Raw genomic sequence first — 16,357 nt, forward strand, 5'->3', positions numbered from 1 at the left:
AATGAGAAAGAAGTATGCGGCAACCGCAATCCTGTGCAGTGCAGCGCTGTTGGGGATGGCTGCATGTTCCGGTGGAAGTCAATCTGGACAAAGTGGTTCAGCTGGAAATGGCGATCCCAACACACTGACCATCGCGTATCAGAAGACTGCTGCCTTCCACCAGCTTGAAAACATGCTGGAAAAAGCGAAGACCGAATTTGAAGCGTCCCATGAGGGCATTACTGTCAACATGCAGCCTATTGAGGCTGATCAAGATCAGTACTTCACCAAGCTCGCGTTGATGAACGGCTCGCCTTCGACCGCACCTGATGTCATCTATGAGGACACATTCCAGGTCATGCCGGACGCTGAAGCGGGGTACCTGTACCCGATGGATGAGTTCCTCGATCAGTGGGAGGACTGGGATCAGTTCGACAAATCCGCGCAACAGGCCGGTGTCGCAACCGACGGAAAGACGTATGGAGTCTCCTTGGGAACAGATACACGCGCACTGTACTTCCACAAGGACGTCTTCAAAGAAGCCGGATTACCCGAGGACTGGCAGCCGAAGAACTGGGATGAGATTCTTGACGCGGCCAGGACGATTAAACAAAAGGCTGACGCCATTCCGCTGGCGATTTACGGCGGCAAAGCTGCTGGTGAAGCATCAACCATGCAGGGCTTTGAAATGCTGCTGTACGGCACAGATGACACGCTGTATGACGAAGAGTCCCAAAAATGGATCACCGGGTCGAAAGGATTCCGCGATGCTCTGGGATTCTATAAGACAGTGACTGACGAAGAACTCGGATTGCCACTCGATATTGCGTTAGAATCTTCCGTTGGAGACAAGACATCGCATGAGCTCCTACCCGCAGGCAAGGTTGGTATCGTCATGGACGGTTCGTGGGTACCGGGAAGCTGGATCGAAGGCGAACAAGAGTGGGACGAATGGGCCGATAAGATCGGCTTTGCGAAGATGCCGACTCAGAATGGTCAGAAACCAGGATTCACGTCCATGTCTGGTGGATGGCTCTTGTCCATCGGCGGGTCGACCGCCAACCCGCAGGCAGCGTTCGACTTCATTTCCATCGCCACAAATATGGAAAACTCCAAGCTCTATGACACCACCGAGTCTCAAATTGCCGTGCGCCGGGATGTTCAGGAAGACCCAGAGTATTTGAACTACAACGAGTCTTTCGAGTTCTTCTCCGGTCTGGTGCAGTACACGCATTTCAGGCCGGCAACACCGGACTACTCCCAGATTTCTTCGAATATCCAAGTGGCAACCGAGTCGATGGTCACCGGCGAAGCCACTCCGGAGCAAGCTGCTGAGCAGTACGACCAAGCATTGATCGGCATCGTCGGAGAAGAAAACACACAGGCAGCTCAATGAGTACTGGTCATTTAGAACGTGAGACTGTCCGGGCAGGCGCATCGTTGGGACAAACCCGATCGACTGCCCGGCGTCTCGCCGAGTTCGGCGCGCTGGCACCGGCGCTGCTGCTGATGGCAGTTTTTCTGGCCGGACCAATCGCCTATTCACTGTACGGATCCCTGACAAACCAGGCCATGACGGGAATTCGCGCGGCTGAGCCACAGTTCGTGGGACTGGATAACTACAAGGCTCTTCTGGGCGCGCCTGAATTCTGGAAGTCAGTGCTGCTGACAGTCGTATTCGTCCTTGCCTCCGCAGTTATCGGCCAGAACGTCCTGGGCATGTCGGTTGCACTGCTGATGCGACGCGTCCCCAGATGGGTGGCGACATGTGTGGGCACTCTTGTCATTATCGCGTGGGTTCTGCCTGAAATTGTCGCCGCGTTCGCCTTGTATGCATTCTTCCAGAAAGACGGAATGCTCAACTCCTTCCTGGAGATGATCGGCCTCCATGGCCCCTCGTGGCTCATTGGCTTCCCGATGCTGTCGGTCATCATCGCCAACATCTGGCGCGGAACAGCTTTTTCCATGATGGTGTATGCGGCAGCTCTTTCGAACGTGCCAGCTGATGTGCAGGAAGCCGCCATGATCGACGGGGCAGGCGGATGGCAGAGACTGATCCACGTGACAATACCGATTATCAAGGGATCGATTTCAACCAACCTTCTGCTCACCACGTTGCAGACTCTGGGTGTCTTCACACTGATCTGGGTCATGACAGGTGGCGGGCCCGGGACCCAGTCATCAACTCTTCCTGTTCTGGCGTTCCAGCGCGCATTCAAGTTCTCCCAGGTCGGATACGGCACCGCAATCGCCACCGTGACCCTGATCCTCGGTGCCCTGTTTGCGCTGGTCTACATCAAGGTCCTCAAACCGGAGGTGGACTGACATGGCGCCCTCTGTTGCACAACCGAAACAATCCTCAACAAAACTGTGGGCGTCGGTCGCCCTGCTGGTCGTCAGCATCGCGTTCCTGGTGCCTCTGGCCTGGCTGCTGGTGTCCGCAGTGCATCCATCTCCAGGAGTGTCACTCTCCATCCCGTCGTCAGTGACAATGGAGCATTTTTCTGAAGTAGCCGACTGGGATCTCACGTTCCGTCCGCTGCTCAATTCCATGATCCTGTCACTGGGCACGGCTCTGCTGACCGTGGCCGCCGGAGCGCTTGCCGCATACCCGCTGTCACGCTACAAGTCCCGATTCAAGCGCTCCCTCATGTACACCATCCTGTTCGGCACCTGCCTGCCGATCACCGCAATGATGGTGCCGGTGTATTCACTGTTCGTCCGGATGGATCTGCTGGATTCTCACGGTGCCATCATCTTGTTCATGACGGCAACGTCACTGCCGATGGCCGTGTGGATGCTAAAGAACTTCATGGACGCTGTGCCTGTGTCACTGGAGGAGGCAGCCTGGGTTGACGGATCATCTGCGATGGGCACGTTGTGGCGAATCGTTCTGCCGCTCATGCGTCCCGGACTGGTCGTTGTGTTCATCTTCGTGTTCACCATGACATGGGGGAACTTCTTCGTTCCCTTCGTGCTGATATTCGATTCAGCCAAGCAGCCCGCAGCCGTCGCAATCTTCAACTTTTTCGGAGCATACGGCACCGTTGCCTACGGGAAACTTGCAGCATTCTCGCTGATGTATGCAGCCCCCGTGCTGGCACTGTATGCCATCTCCCAGAAAGTCTCGGGCGGCTCATTCGCAATGGCTGGAGCAGTCAAAGGCTAATCGACATAGACTGGGCCGGTGCCCCGACGACCACGTAAACATTCAGCGTTCAAGCCGTTCACACCTGAACAGCTTGCGCAGCGCGTCGCCGCCATTCCGGTGATCACATACCCGGATTTGCCGGTCAGCGACAGGCGCGACGAGATCGCCGCTGCGATTCGGGATCACCAGGTTGTCGTGGTGGCCGGGGAAACCGGCTCAGGCAAGACGACCCAGCTCCCGAAGATCTGCCTGCAGTTAGGGCGCGGTGTGACCGGCATGATCGGACACACTCAGCCCCGACGCCTCGCCGCACACACTGTTGCTGAACGTATCGCCCACGAACTGGGGCAGAAAGTGGGGCGCGAAGCCGGCCAGGTTGTGGGCTACCAGGTTCGTTTCACTGACGAGGTCGGCCCGACGACGCTGGTGAAACTCATGACTGACGGCATTTTGCTCGCTGAGATCCAGTCGGACCCACTGTTGCGTCGTTACGACACTCTGATTATCGACGAGGCCCACGAACGCTCCCTCAACATCGATTTCATCTTGGGGTACCTCGCCCGCCTGCTTCCTGCGCGCCCTGATCTGAAGGTCATCATCACCTCCGCCACGATCGATTCGCAGCGTTTTGCCCGTCACTTCGGGACACCGGAGGACCCCGCACCTGTCATCGAGGTGACCGGACGTACCTACCCGGTCGACATACGCTACGAACCGCTTTTTGACGACGAGGGTGACCACATCGACCAGGATGAAGGTATCTGCCGCGCTGTCGATGAGCTGCGTACGGAAGGTCCCGGCGACATTTTGGTGTTCCTGCCCGGTGAGCGCGACATCCGTGACACGCAGCAGGCGCTGGCTGACCATCTAGGAAGCACTTCTGACATTGACATCCTGCCGCTGTATGCGCGGCTCACATCGGCCGAACAGCACCGAATCTTTGAGCGTCATTCGCGTCGCAGAATTGTCCTGGCCACGAACGTGGCTGAAACATCACTGACTGTGCCGGGGATCCGATATGTCATCGACCCGGGTCTGGCGCGCATTTCCCGCTACTCGAACCGCACGAAGGTGCAGCGCCTGCCCATCGAGCCGATCTCGCAGGCTTCAGCGAACCAGCGGGCCGGGCGCTGTGGTCGCGTCGCCAACGGCGTGGCGATCAGGCTGTATTCCGAGGATGATTTCGACGCGCGCCCCGAGTACACCGAGCCGGAGATTCTGCGTACCTCACTTGCCAGCGTCATCTTGCAGATGGTGTCACTGGGGTTGGGTGACGTGCAGCGCTTCCCGTTCATCGACCCTCCCGCGCAGCGTGCCGTTCGGGACGGCCTGCAGCTTCTGGTGGAAATCGGGGCACTGACCGCTGACCACGGGCTGACGGCGATCGGCCGCTCCCTGGCGCATTTGCCGATCGATCCGCGGCTGGGCCGCATGCTCATTGAAGGTGACCGTAACGGATGCGGCTCCGATGTCCTTGTCATCGTGGCGGCCCTGTCGATCCAGGATGTCCGCGAGCGCCCTCTGGACTTTCAGCAGGCTGCCGACCAGGCGCATGCGCGCTTCGTGGATCCGCATTCAGATTTCATCACCTACCTGAACATCTGGCGCTACCTCAACGTGCAGTCACGTGACCTGTCCGGCTCCGCTTTCCGCCGCATGTGCCGCGCAGAGTTTCTGCACTATCTGCGTTTTCGTGAATGGCGTGACGTGGTCGGGCAGTTGCGGGACATGGCGCGCCCCCTCGGCCTGGATACTCACCGCATCGGCATTCCCAGCCCGAAAGAAGTGGCGTTTGCTGCCAACAGTGGCGGAATCGCAAACGCCGCTGCGCGCGCAGCCGTTGCCTACACGCGTTCAACGTCCTCACCTGATGCTGACGAAATCCACCGCTCGCTTCTGGTTGGCTTACTGTCAAACCTGGGTAACTGGGATCCGGCGAAGAAGGAGTATGCGGGCACTCGCGGCACACGATTCACCATCTGGCCCGGCTCCGGCCTGACCCGCAGCCACCCCGAATGGGTGATGACGGCGGAGCTGGTCGAAACTTCGCGCCTGTTCGCCCGCACGGTGGCGCGCATCAAACCCGAGTGGATCGAGCCTCTGGCCGGCCCTCTGCTCACCCGCGTCTATTCCGAACCATACTGGTCATCAGGCAAGGGCGCTGCGATGATCCACCAGAAAACCATGCTGTACGGGTTGACGCTGGAAGCTGACCGTACGGTCCTGCTCGGCAGGCTCGACATCACGATGGACGAGGGTGGCCCACGCCGTTCCCGAGTAGCGCGTCCGGGAACACTGGCTGGTATTGCGCAGGGTTTGCGCGGCCATGAGGGGCCCAGTGTGTTCGCTGATGCACTGTCGGACGCCCTGGGAGAAACGACCGTTGAGGAGGACTCCCCCGTCAGCGTGGAAGAGATTGAGCCGCTGACTGCACGCCAGTTGGCGCGCGAAATGTTTATCCGCCATGCGCTGGTGCGTGGCGAATGGCGTGAGCACCACCGTTTCATGGCACAGAATCGTGACCTGCTGGAGCAGGCTCATGAGGTGGAGCAGCGTTCACGCACGAGCGGACTCGTTGCAGGCGAAGACTCCCTCGTCAATTTCTTTGACGACCTGCTGCCTGAGGGCATCATCTCTGCCCGCCACTTTGACCGGTGGTGGGCCAAAAAGCGCCGCTCGAAGCCTGACCTGCTGACGTACCCGCCACAGCTGCTGTTGCCGCGCGGCTCGGGAACGGATGCCGACGCATTTCCTGACACGTGGAACGAGGGCGACCTGGAGTTCCCCCTGTCCTACGAGTTTCACCCCGGTTCCGCCCGTGACGGCGTGACGGCGACGATTCGTGTAGAAGAGCTTCCGCGCGTGACGGGACGCGGCATGGACTGGCTGGTGCCTGGGTTGCTGGACGAACTGGTGATTGAGACGATCCGTGCGCTGCCCAAAGCGAAACGGCGTCTGCTGGCTCCGGCTCCGGAAGTGGGAGTGGATGTGGCTCAATGGATTCGTTCACGCATCGGCGGGGACGATGAAGTCGTGAGCGTTGAAGTGGACGAGCCTGAGGACCCTCGTTCCCTGAACGCCGCGATGGATCGCCTGGCCAAGTGGGGGGCGACCAGCGGATCAGTCAGGCGTAACAAGACGGCATCTGCGCCGTCGCAGCCAGAGCCAGAACACGCCCCGGTCGTGAAGCGCTCGGCCGGCATTGATCCCGATCCCGCCAGGCGTCCGCCTTTTGAGGAGGTGTTCGCTGATGCGGTGCGTCAGATTCGTGGCGTTGACCTGGGTGCAAAGGATCTGGCTCATGCGCGTGAGAATGTTCCCTCCCATGTTGTGATGACGCTGCGAGTAGTGGATCAGGATGGTCGTGAGCTGGGTTCGGGTCCGTCATTGACGTACCTGCAGCGCACGTTGGCACGCACAGCCGACGATGCCGTGCGCACCGCTGTTCGCGGGGCTGTGGCCGAAGCGTTTGCACGGGCGGCTGCACCCTCGCCTGCGCTGACACCGGAACCTGTCACGGAGTTTCCCGACGATGTGCCCTGGTCGGTGGAGCCAGATGCGACGCAGGTGGCATTGCGCGGTTTCCCGGCGCTTGTTTCTGACAAAGATGAGGTGCGTCTGCAGATCGTGGCGAATCCCGATGAGGCGAACCGTCTGCACCGCGTGGGGGTGGCGCGGCTATTGGTGCGCGAAGTTCAGCTGGCGACTGCGCGGGTGACGACCCGGTGGAGTGGCCGGCAGGCAATGATGCTGGCTGCCTCCCCGTATGAGTCGACGCAGGCGCTGGTTTCTGACGCGCAGTGGGCCTCCGCGTTGAGCCTGGTGGACCAGCTTTCCGGTGATGACGGGTCGGCAGCGATCCGCAGCCGCACCCGTTTCGACAGCCTGGTTGCGCAGGCCCGCGACCGGCATGAAGACCGTGTTTACGAGATCCTTCAGCATGTGATCCGCACGCTTGAGGCTTCCAGCGAGGTGGCGGACAGTGTGCGTACTCATCAGCACGCGTCACTGAATGAAGTTCGCCAGGAGGTGCGTGATACGACTGAGGCGCTGGTCTTCCCCGGTTTCATTTCAGCCACACCGTTTGAGGTTCTGCCTCACCTGGCCAGGTATGTGCGTGCCGGTGCCGTGCGCCTCGACCGTGCGGCGCGAGGGCGACCCATGCTCGATCAGGACGCGCAGAATGCGGACGTGATCGGTGATGTTGAAGACGCCATTGAGCAGGCGCAACGCGCATTGGATGAGCATCCGTTCAATGCGAAGCGGGCGCGCACGATCAGCGAGGCGCGCTGGTTGCTCGAAGAGCTGCGCGTCTCACTGTTCGCTCAGCAGCTGGGCACTCCGCGGAAAGTTTCAGCCAAGAGGATCTACTCCCTGCTCAGGCACTGACTGGCCATACGTGCGCCAGGCGCACTGATCCGCGTGACTGCTCGACCGACACTGTGATGCTGGCCAGTTCGACCGGATCGAACGAAATGATGCGCTGGTAGCCCACTGAGTTCGCGCCGCCTAGATCGACGGTGGAGCCATCTGGCAGGATTCCACGCACCGTGACTCGATCGATGCGCTGGCCTTCAGCGATGGCTTCACGGATAATGACGGCGCTGACAGGGGTGGACCGGTCAAAGCTGATGGTCAGCGTGGGCGCTGAGTCTCCCTCGTCCGGCTGCCAGTACGGGGCGGTCAGCAGGGCGGGAATGAGGGGGTCGTACGAGTCATCGAACGGGGTGCCCGCCTGGGCGGTGAGCGTGTCAGGCACGGTTGACGTGGACGCGTCCACGGTGACGGTGCTGATGCGGCGCGCGTAGAAGTCGCGCACCAAATCTCCCAGCCCCTTCAACGAATCGATGTCGGGTTGGGCCAGGACGCCCTTGCGGGTGGGTGGCACGTTGAGCAGCAGCGAGCAGTTCCCGCCGACGCTGCCGCGCCAGATGGCGAACAGTTCATCAGGGGTGCGCACGTGCTCATCTTCGGCGGCGTGGTGGAACCATCCGGTTCGGATCGACGTGTCCACTTCGGCCGGGTACCACACAAGCGGCCCGTCGTAATTGGCGAGGGCAGCTCGCGATCCGAGGTCCTCGTCGGTGGATTTCACTTCGCGTGAGAATGTGCCGTCATCTGCTTTTTGAGAGTGTTCCTGTGTGCGTTCGGCGGACTGGAGTTCTGCTGGAAGGACGCTCCATTCTGCCGGCCTGGCAACGCCGGCCTCGTTACCGCACCAGCGCACATCGGGTCCGCAGATGTTGATGACTGCTTCGGGCTGCAGGGCGCGGATCAGGGTGAAATATCGTTCCCAGTCGTAGTACTGGACCTTGCCGTTCTCTCCTTCACCGTTGGCCCCGTCGAACCAGACGGAGAAGATCGGGCCGTAGTTGGTGAGCAGCTCGGTGAGCTGGTTGACGAAGAAGTCGTCGTAGGCGACGCCTTGCCCGTAGGTGGCTTCGGTGCGATCCCACGGGGACAGGTAGACGCCGAATTTGAGGCCGAAGCGGCGGGCTGATTCGCTGGCTTGTGCGACGATGTCACCCTGGTAGGGGCTGGAGGCGACGCTGTGGTCGGTGTAGGCGCTGGGCCATAGGCAGAAACCGTCGTGGTGCTTGCAGGTGAGGATCACGCCGGTCATTCCGGCGTCCTTGAGGGCGCGCATCCACTGGTCGGTGTCAACGTTGCCGGGAGTGAAGAGTGCAGGATCTTCGTGCCCCTCGCCCCATTCGCGGTCTGTCATCGTGTTCATGCCGAAGTGGATGAAGGCGTACATTTCCATCTCCTGCCAGCGGAGCTGACGGAATGATGGTCGAACGTTGGACAGATAATTCAGTGCGTCACCCGCATGCATGATGGAAAGTCCTTTTCTTTGTATCTGACAGCAGCGATTAAATGTTACATAACACTCACTAACTTGTGATAGTTTGGCACCCTTTCTGATGTAGATTGTTACGAGGTTCTTTTCCGGCCAGCTGACAGTAAATGTCAATGACCCGGAGACTTGGATTCTGACGAATTGAGGATGCCGATGTTGTCACGCTATTTGGCGGAGCACCCTCACATCCTTTCTTTCAACTCAAAGAGGATCAACTATGTCAACGACAAATAGGCGAAAGCGCAGGTCAGCCGAGCTTCAGCGCAATCGAAGCATCTTCGGTATTGCGTGCGCACTCCCGACGGCCATCCTGTTCACTGTCTTCATCGTCGTTCCGACGATCAACATTTTCAGAATGTCACTCTACAAATGGAGCGGTTTTTCTGGTGTTCCCGAATTCGTTGGGCTGAACAACTTCAAGATTTTGTTGGGTGACATGAATTTCGTCCACTCGCTACAAAACACCCTTCTACTCCTTATTGTCGTGACATGTATCACGATGCCCGTTGCCGTGATCTTTGCTGCAATGCTGATTCAAACGAAGATTCTCGGAGCAAATCTGCTCCGCTTCGTGATGTATATTCCGTCGATTCTATCGGCAGTTGTCATCGCAGCAATGTTCTCCGTCATTTACGACCAGGCTGATACTGGTCTAGTAAACGGTACCTTGCACATCCTGCGTCTTGACTGGCTTAAGCAAGTCTGGCTCGGCGACCACAAGATCGTCATTTTCTCAATCGCATTCGCAATGGTATGGCAGTCCTTTGGCTACTACATGGTGATGTATATGGCGTCCATGACTGGCATCGATAAGAGCCTGTACGAGGCAGCATCATTGGACGGAGCCGGCCAGATCCGCACCCTGGTGAGCGTGACGGTGCCACTGATCTGGAGCAACATCCGAACGACATTGATTTTCTTCATCCTAGGGTCGGTCAATCTGAGTTTCGTCCTTGTTAAGGCAATGACTGACGGCGGTCCAGATAACGCATCCCAAGTCATTCTGGGATACATGTACGACCAGGCCTATACAAACTCCTCATACGGTTACGGCATGGCGATCGGAGTAGTGATCTTCCTGTTTAGCTTCATCTTGTCATTGATCGTCAGCCGCGCGACCAAACGCGAACCAATTGAGCTGTGAGGGAAGAAAGATGACACCAACTGTTTCAGTTTCCACGAAGAAATCCTCTTCAAAGAGGATGCGCAAAGCCTCGGGGAGTGTTGCCGACAGGTGGACCCCGCATCGCATCTTCAACCAAGTCATTCTCGTCTTGGTTTCCCTGACGATCGTCATCCCGACGATCTGGGTTTTCCTTGCCTCCTTCAAGCAGAGAGACGAGTTTTACGGAAACCCGTGGTCCCTACCTCGCAGCCTTTACCTACAGAACTACGTCGACGCCTTCACCGACGCCAGAATCGGCGACTTTTTCTTGAATTCTCTGTTCGTCACTGCTCTGGCAATGGTGCTAGTTGTCGCTATCGCGCTGCCTTGCGCTTACGTACTGGCACGATTCGACTTCCCTGGCCGCAGGATCTTGCAGATGGCCATCCAAGGCGGACTGTTCATTAACGTGAACTATATTGTCGTCCCAATCTTCCTGATGCTGGTCGGATTCGACTCATCGGTATACCAGTGGTTCCCCAACGGCCTGTTCATTAACAACCTCGTGGTACTTGCCATTGTGTACGCCTCAACTTCACTGCCCTTCACAGTGTTCCTGCTCCAGGACTTCTTCGCGCGCATCCCTGAAGATTACGAAGAAGCTGCCTTGCTTGATGGCGCCAACCAGTTCACCGTCATGGTTCGCATTTTCTTCCCCATGGCGACACCAGCCATATCCATGGCAATGCTCTTCAACTTCCTGAGCTTCTGGAATGACTACATCATTTCAATGACGCTGATGACCGATTCATCCAGCCGCACCGTCCAGGTCGGTCTGCTCAACCTGATGGCAACGCAACGGGCAGCCACCAATTACGGCCGCCTGTACGCAGGCATGGTCATCGTGATCGTTCCAGTGATCATTTTCTATTCACTCGTTCAAAAGCGTCTACTCAACGTCACCAATGCTGGAGGTATCAAGGGATGAGCGACCGCGCACTACGAATTATCGGCATGATCGGTGCCGCATTGATCTTCATATTCTTCGTTGCACTGGTCGTCATCGGTCAACGTACAACCAGCTGGGGTAGCCTCGGCATCCAGCTAATCGGACTGGCTGGCGTCCTCGGCATGCTCGCTTTCTACAACCATCAATACCGCTAACTAGAAAGAGGTAATCGTGAAACATCACACCAAACGCACTTTGTTGTGCGCGGGAACCTGCCTTGCGTTGACGGCAACGCTAGGCGCATGCGGCGCCGGCGGATCTCAAAGCGCATCAGACGGCAAATCGACGTTGAACCTGGCGTTCTTCGATGGCGGAAACGGCCCTGAACCCTACCAGGAGGTCGTGGCAGCCTACAAGGAACTGTTCCCTGACGTGGAAGTCAACCTTGTGACGTCAACGGAAATCGAAGACGAAATCATGCCTGGCATGAAAGCGGGCAGGTACCCGGACTTGGTCCAGCGTGGCCTGAATGCAAAGGCCGGGCTCGTTGAAACCATGCTCGGTGACAACGCAATTGCCGATGTCACCGATGTCCTGTCGATGCAAATTCCCGGCGAGGAAGTCACCGTTGGCGAAAAGCTGATCGACGGCATCATCGGACCCTACACGAACCCAAATGGCGACGATCGTACCTTCCTGCTGCCGACGTTCTACTCACCTGCCGGATTGGTCTACAACAAGACCCTGCTGGAAGAGAACGGCTGGGAAGTTCCGCAAACATGGGATGAAATGTTCGAACTAGGCAAGAAGTCCAAGGAAAAAGGTATCTCGGTCTTCACCTACGCAACCTCAGGCTACTTCGATTCGCTCGTGGGTGCCCTGCTTGCAGACGCTGGCGGCGAACAGCTCTTCCAGGACGTGATGTTCTATAAGAAGGACGTGTGGAAGTCGGACGAGGCCCGCAAAGTCCTCGACACGATCGGCAAGATCGTCAGCCCCGATTACCTGCACCCGGACACACTGGGATACGCGAACGTGCAGGACTCAAAGAAGAATCAGCAGACGGTTCTCAATGGTGATGCAGTGTTCATGCCCAACGGAACTTGGATCCGCAACGAAATGAAGGACGCCCCGAAGACTGAAAACTTCAAGTGGGCGCTCTCACCCGCTCCCGGTTTTACTCCCGACGAGCGCTACCTGACGGTACTGATGGACGCACTGTGGACGCCAACTCAGGCAAAGAACCCTGAAGAAGCTAAGCGTTTCATGGCATTCATGTACTCCGACAAGGCTGCCGAAATCTTCGCCAAGATTGGTCAAGCTCAGCCCATCAAGGGCATTACCGACAAGCTCGAACCAGAACTCGCTGAGTTGTATGGTGCTTTCGACCAGGAAGGCGTCAAGATTATTCCCGGCACCTCCTTCAGCCAGAATGCAAGCGTTGAAGGTGTCAGTATCAAGGATGACCTGTACTCAACGATCGACTCAATTGCCTCGGGCAAGAAGACCGTTGATGAGTGGCAGAAAAAGCTCAACGACGATTCGAACGCTCTGAATGAGGCGATGCCCAAAGATCAGAAGTAACCTGTCCAGGTGACTGATGATCTGAGCTGGGTGCTTAAAGAAGCACAAACCCTGCTCACTTCGCACGGCGTGCATGGTTGGACTGTTCAGTTCGACCGTGCACGCCGTCGTGCTGGACAGTGCAACCACACGACGCACACCCTGTCGTTTTCTCGGTCGCTGATGACGCTGTATTCCCCAGATGAAATTCGAGACGTCATCGCTCACGAAGTGGCTCACGCTCTGGCAGGCGCCAGCCACCACCATGACGAGGTATGGAAGAAGGCGGCTCGCAACCTGGGGGCGCGACCCGAGGCGCGCCTGTCTGCGGCCTTGCCTGCTCCTGAGGCGCCGTGGATCGGAACCTGTCCGCACTGCGGAGCACGCAGGTATCTATATTCCGCACCCAGGCGCGTGTCATCATGCGCGTCATGTTCACCACACTTTGATGTCGCCTTGATCTGGCAGTGGGAACACCTCGGCCACCCTCGTACCCCACCGGGGCGCTACCAGCGTGAACTGCGCTCACTGACACGCCGATCTTCACGACGTTAAATCATCCTCGTCATTACTCGTGGCACGACCTCGTCCACTACCATGGGAATCACTGCCGATCGGCGCACAGGAAGGAAGCGGATCATGGCGAAGAAAATACAGCGCGTGGGAATCCTTACCGCAGGGGGCGACAGCCCTGGGCTTAACGCAGCAATCCGCGGGTTCGGAAAAGCGGCCATCGGGCATTACGGGATGGAACTGATCGGCTTCCGCGACGGCATCCGCGGCATGGCGGAAAACCGCACCATTCCCATCGATTCACGCTTCCTCTCCGGGATCCTGACCGTCGGCGGCACGATCCTTGGAACTTCGCGCGACAAGCCGCACAAGATGAACGTCAATGGCAAAACCGTTGACATGACGGACACGATCCTGGCGAACTGCGAGAAGAACAAACTGGACTGTGTCGTGTTCATCGGCGGTGGCGGAACTGCGAAGAATGCGAACCGGCTGGCCAAAGCAGGTCTGAACGTCATCCACCTGCCCAAGACCATTGACAACGACATCGCGCACACCGACACAAGTTTCGGATTCTCCACTGCACTGGGTATCGCGACCGACGCGATTGATCGTCTGCATTCAACGGCCCACTCCCACCACCGCATCATCGTGGTGGAAATTATGGGTCACAAAGCAGGGTGGCTGGCACTGGGAGCCGGCATCGCCGGCGGCGCCGACATCATCCTGATCCCCGAAATCGCCTATTCCATCGACTCCATCGCCGCATCGATTCGCAAACGTGCCGAGGCCGGGCATTCGTTCTCGGTTGTCGCGATTGCCGAGGGCGCCCGTGACACTCAGGACACCGCTGACCTCGAAGCTGCTGAAGCACTGCTGTCTGCTGCAGACAGCCCGGAAGCAAAGTCGGCAGCCAAGATGCATAAGCAGTCCCTGGAACTGGCGCATCGCGGCAACGCATTCAAACTGGCCGAAGAACTTGAAGCGGCCACCGGCCTGGAGTCCCGCGTGACGGTGCTGGGGTATGTGCAGCGTGGCGGCACGCCGAATGCTGAAGACCGCATGCTTGGCACGTTGCTCGGCGGGGCTGGCGCAGATCTCGTGGCCAAGAAAAAATACGGCATCACCGTGGCAGCACAGGGACAGGCGGCTGTGCCGGTGCCGTTGAAGGACGTGGCCGGCACGCTCAAGACTGTTCCTCTGGATCACCCGTGGATCACTGCTGCACGCCACGTCGGAACCGGAATGGGCGACTAGAAGGATTATTCGTGACACTTCCATTCGATGACGGAGCCACCACTACCGACGGACGACCAGCTGACCTGCAGCCAGATCGCGAAACCCTCACGTGGCAGGGGTTCGGTGACGCCTCGCGCGCACTCACCCAGAGCATTGTGGATTCAGGCTGGATGCCGGAGCTGATTGTCGCGATTGCACGCGGAGGACTGCTGCCCGCCGGTGCGATTTCCTACGCCATCGGCGTCAAGGCGATGGGCACGATGAATGTCGAGTTCTACACCGGGGTGGGTCAGACTCTGACTGAACCGCAATTGTTGCCCCCCTTGATGGATGTTTCGGCGATGGACGGCAAACGCGTCCTGGTGGTCGACGATGTTGCCGATTCCGGCAGCACCCTGAAGATGGTGATGGACATGATCAACGCTCACGGTCTGTCACTGGATGGTCATACCACTGTCAAGGCAGAGGCCCGCAGCGCGGTGATCTATAAGAAGCCTCGCTCCGTGATCGAACCGGACTACATGTGGCGTGAGACTGATAAGTGGATCAATTTCCCCTGGTCAACATTGCCGGTGATCCAGCGCAGTCAGGACAATGACACCAAGCGCGTCTGAATCAGTTGCTCGCCAGATCGTTGACCGCATCGCCGCTCACCCCCGCCTGCGCCTGCTGGGAATAACCGGCCCGCCCGGCACTGGTAAGTCCACCGTGTGTGCCCTGGTGGCACGAGGGTTGGATGAGCGCGGCATCGAGGTCGCGGGAATTGTTCCGATGGATGGTTTCCACCTGTCGAATGCAGTGCTGCACGCGTTGGGTCGGGCTGACCGCAAGGGCGCTCCCGACACCTTTGATGTTGATGGGTATTGTGAAATCCTGCGCCGTGTTCGGCGTGCCGAAGGAACCGTTTTCGCCCCCGAATATCGCCGCGACATGCATGAGCCGATTGCTGCGAGCGTCGCAATTGCCCCTCGGGGGATCGTGTTGACGGAGGGGAACTATCTGGGCGTGGATCTGCCGAGATGGCGTGACGTTCGCGGCCTGCTCGATGAGCTTGTTTTCATCGACACTGATCGCACCGAGCTGGTGCGACGCCTGGTGGAGCGGCATAAGCAGCACGGACGGCGTACCGACGAGGCGGCGCACTGGGTGCGAACGGTGGACAGCGACAATATTGACCTGGTGTGTGCGGCTGCGGGCCGCGCAGATTTTACTGTGCGAGCGTAGAGTCAACCAGCCACTGCACGATCGCTGCGGTGGCAGCGCCCTGCGCCCAACGGTCAAAACTGCCGGAGCGCTGATGGACGCGGATGTGCGGGTCATCGGGCCGGGAAAATGACGTCAGTTCACGCTGGAAATTGTCCGCCCACGGTGTCTCCAGCAGGCACACACCTTCCCCGTCCAGAACAACATCACGCACGAGGGCGGCTGATGCCACTGTCTGCACATAGACCGCAAGGTTCGTGGCAAATTCCCTGATGGCACGCTGGCTGGCCTGGTCACCGTCTTGAGCCAAAGCGATGAGTTCGTCAGCCGAGGCGGGGCGGCCGTCATCGTCGACAATGGCGCGACCCGAGCGCGCCCGAGATATCACTGCGGGAACCGTCAAGGCGCCGTTGGCGCACCCGATATGACCGTACTGACATACTCCATGCGCTCCGGCCAAGGGGATATGAGCCGTCATACCCAGGCCCCGCAGCGGCGAACGCACAGCTCGCAGGCCGTGCACTATACCGTGTCCGATTCCGGCACCAACCGTGACGATGAGGAAGTCCTCGCAGTTCCGTCCCAGTCCGAACCACAGTTCCAGCATGGTCAGGGCTGAAACATCGTTGATGACTGTCAGTGGAATCGTCAGGTCGAGCTCACGGGCCAGGTCGATATCGTCCCACCCGAGGAATCGACTGGATCGGACAACCGTTCCGTCCACCTGTCCTCCTACGCGCCGGATCTGGCCGACCAGTGGCTCTCGGCCGACGGCACGCAGCGCTATGGCCTGCC

The 16,357-nt window shown here is 58.7% G+C and carries 14 protein-coding genes; 12 read left to right on the forward strand and 2 right to left on the reverse strand.

Annotated elements, in window-relative coordinates; genetic code table 11:
- The first annotated feature begins 1 nt into the window (after position 1).
- The 4 genes from BLT69_RS09910 to hrpA are packed head-to-tail and all read left to right on the forward strand — an operon-like array spanning position 2 to position 7,519.
- On the forward strand, positions 2-1,375 hold the full coding sequence (locus tag BLT69_RS09910) for an extracellular solute-binding protein (RefSeq protein ID WP_092648941.1): 1,374 nt from the start codon (positions 2-4) through the stop codon (positions 1,373-1,375).
- The gene (locus tag BLT69_RS09915; RefSeq protein WP_092648942.1) at positions 1,372-2,304 is read left to right on the forward strand and encodes a carbohydrate ABC transporter permease; all 933 of its coding nucleotides are present in this window, start codon (positions 1,372-1,374) and stop codon (positions 2,302-2,304) included. The genes BLT69_RS09910 and BLT69_RS09915 overlap by 4 nt, the downstream gene beginning before the upstream one ends.
- A 1-nt stretch (position 2,305) precedes the next feature.
- Positions 2,306-3,148: a carbohydrate ABC transporter permease gene (locus BLT69_RS09920; protein ID WP_092648943.1), complete on the forward strand. Its 843-nt coding sequence runs from the start codon at positions 2,306-2,308 to the stop codon at positions 3,146-3,148.
- 18 nt (positions 3,149-3,166) lie between these two features.
- Positions 3,167-7,519, forward strand: coding sequence for an ATP-dependent RNA helicase HrpA (hrpA, locus tag BLT69_RS09925; RefSeq protein WP_092648944.1), 4,353 nt, complete (start codon positions 3,167-3,169; stop codon positions 7,517-7,519).
- On the opposite strand, the gene BLT69_RS09930 is transcribed toward hrpA, so the two are convergent.
- Entirely contained in the window at positions 7,509-8,966 is a 1,458-nt protein-coding gene (locus BLT69_RS09930) for an alpha-L-fucosidase (RefSeq protein ID WP_092648945.1), read from the reverse strand. The genes hrpA and BLT69_RS09930 overlap by 11 nt on opposite strands.
- Positions 8,967-9,207: 241 nt before the next feature.
- Between BLT69_RS09930 and BLT69_RS09935 the strand changes: the two genes are divergently transcribed.
- From BLT69_RS09935 to BLT69_RS09970, 8 genes are all read left to right on the forward strand, one after another.
- Complete coding sequence (locus BLT69_RS09935; protein ID WP_082628613.1) at positions 9,208-10,134, forward strand: carbohydrate ABC transporter permease; 927 nt, start codon at positions 9,208-9,210, stop codon at positions 10,132-10,134.
- Between the two features lie 10 nt (positions 10,135-10,144).
- Complete coding sequence (locus tag BLT69_RS09940) at positions 10,145-11,083, forward strand: carbohydrate ABC transporter permease (protein ID WP_257590324.1); 939 nt, start codon at positions 10,145-10,147, stop codon at positions 11,081-11,083.
- On the forward strand, positions 11,080-11,259 hold the full coding sequence (locus BLT69_RS09945) for a DUF6903 family protein (protein WP_058237517.1): 180 nt from the start codon (positions 11,080-11,082) through the stop codon (positions 11,257-11,259). Before BLT69_RS09940 ends, BLT69_RS09945 begins: the two co-directional genes overlap by 4 nt.
- A 16-nt stretch (positions 11,260-11,275) precedes the next feature.
- Positions 11,276-12,628, forward strand: a complete 1,353-nt coding sequence (locus BLT69_RS09950; protein WP_070725461.1) for a carbohydrate ABC transporter substrate-binding protein — start codon at positions 11,276-11,278, stop codon at positions 12,626-12,628.
- Positions 12,629-12,637: 9 nt separating this feature from the next.
- Positions 12,638-13,162, forward strand: a complete 525-nt coding sequence (locus tag BLT69_RS09955) for a SprT-like domain-containing protein (protein ID WP_257590325.1) — start codon at positions 12,638-12,640, stop codon at positions 13,160-13,162.
- A gap of 84 nt (positions 13,163-13,246) precedes the next feature.
- Positions 13,247-14,377 (forward strand): 6-phosphofructokinase, encoded by a 1,131-nt coding sequence (locus BLT69_RS09960; protein WP_058237519.1) that lies wholly within the window; start codon positions 13,247-13,249, stop codon positions 14,375-14,377.
- A gap of 11 nt (positions 14,378-14,388) precedes the next feature.
- Complete coding sequence (locus tag BLT69_RS09965; RefSeq protein ID WP_058237520.1) at positions 14,389-14,973, forward strand: phosphoribosyltransferase; 585 nt, start codon at positions 14,389-14,391, stop codon at positions 14,971-14,973.
- Positions 14,954-15,583 carry a nucleoside/nucleotide kinase family protein gene (locus tag BLT69_RS09970; RefSeq protein ID WP_058237521.1) on the forward strand — a complete coding sequence of 210 codons (630 nt, stop codon included), beginning with the start codon at positions 14,954-14,956 and terminating at the stop codon, positions 15,581-15,583. Before BLT69_RS09965 ends, BLT69_RS09970 begins: the two co-directional genes overlap by 20 nt.
- Here the strand turns inward: BLT69_RS09970 and BLT69_RS09975 are convergent.
- On the reverse strand, positions 15,567-16,286 hold the full coding sequence (locus BLT69_RS09975) for an ROK family protein (protein WP_257590326.1): 720 nt from the start codon (positions 16,284-16,286) through the stop codon (positions 15,567-15,569). The two genes, BLT69_RS09970 and BLT69_RS09975, sit on opposite strands and share 17 nt — an antisense overlap.
- Between the last annotated feature and the right edge of the window lie 71 nt (positions 16,287-16,357).

The sequence above is a fragment of the Schaalia radingae genome (assembly GCF_900106055.1).
Lineage (GTDB): Bacteria > Actinomycetota > Actinomycetes > Actinomycetales > Actinomycetaceae > Pauljensenia > Pauljensenia radingae_A.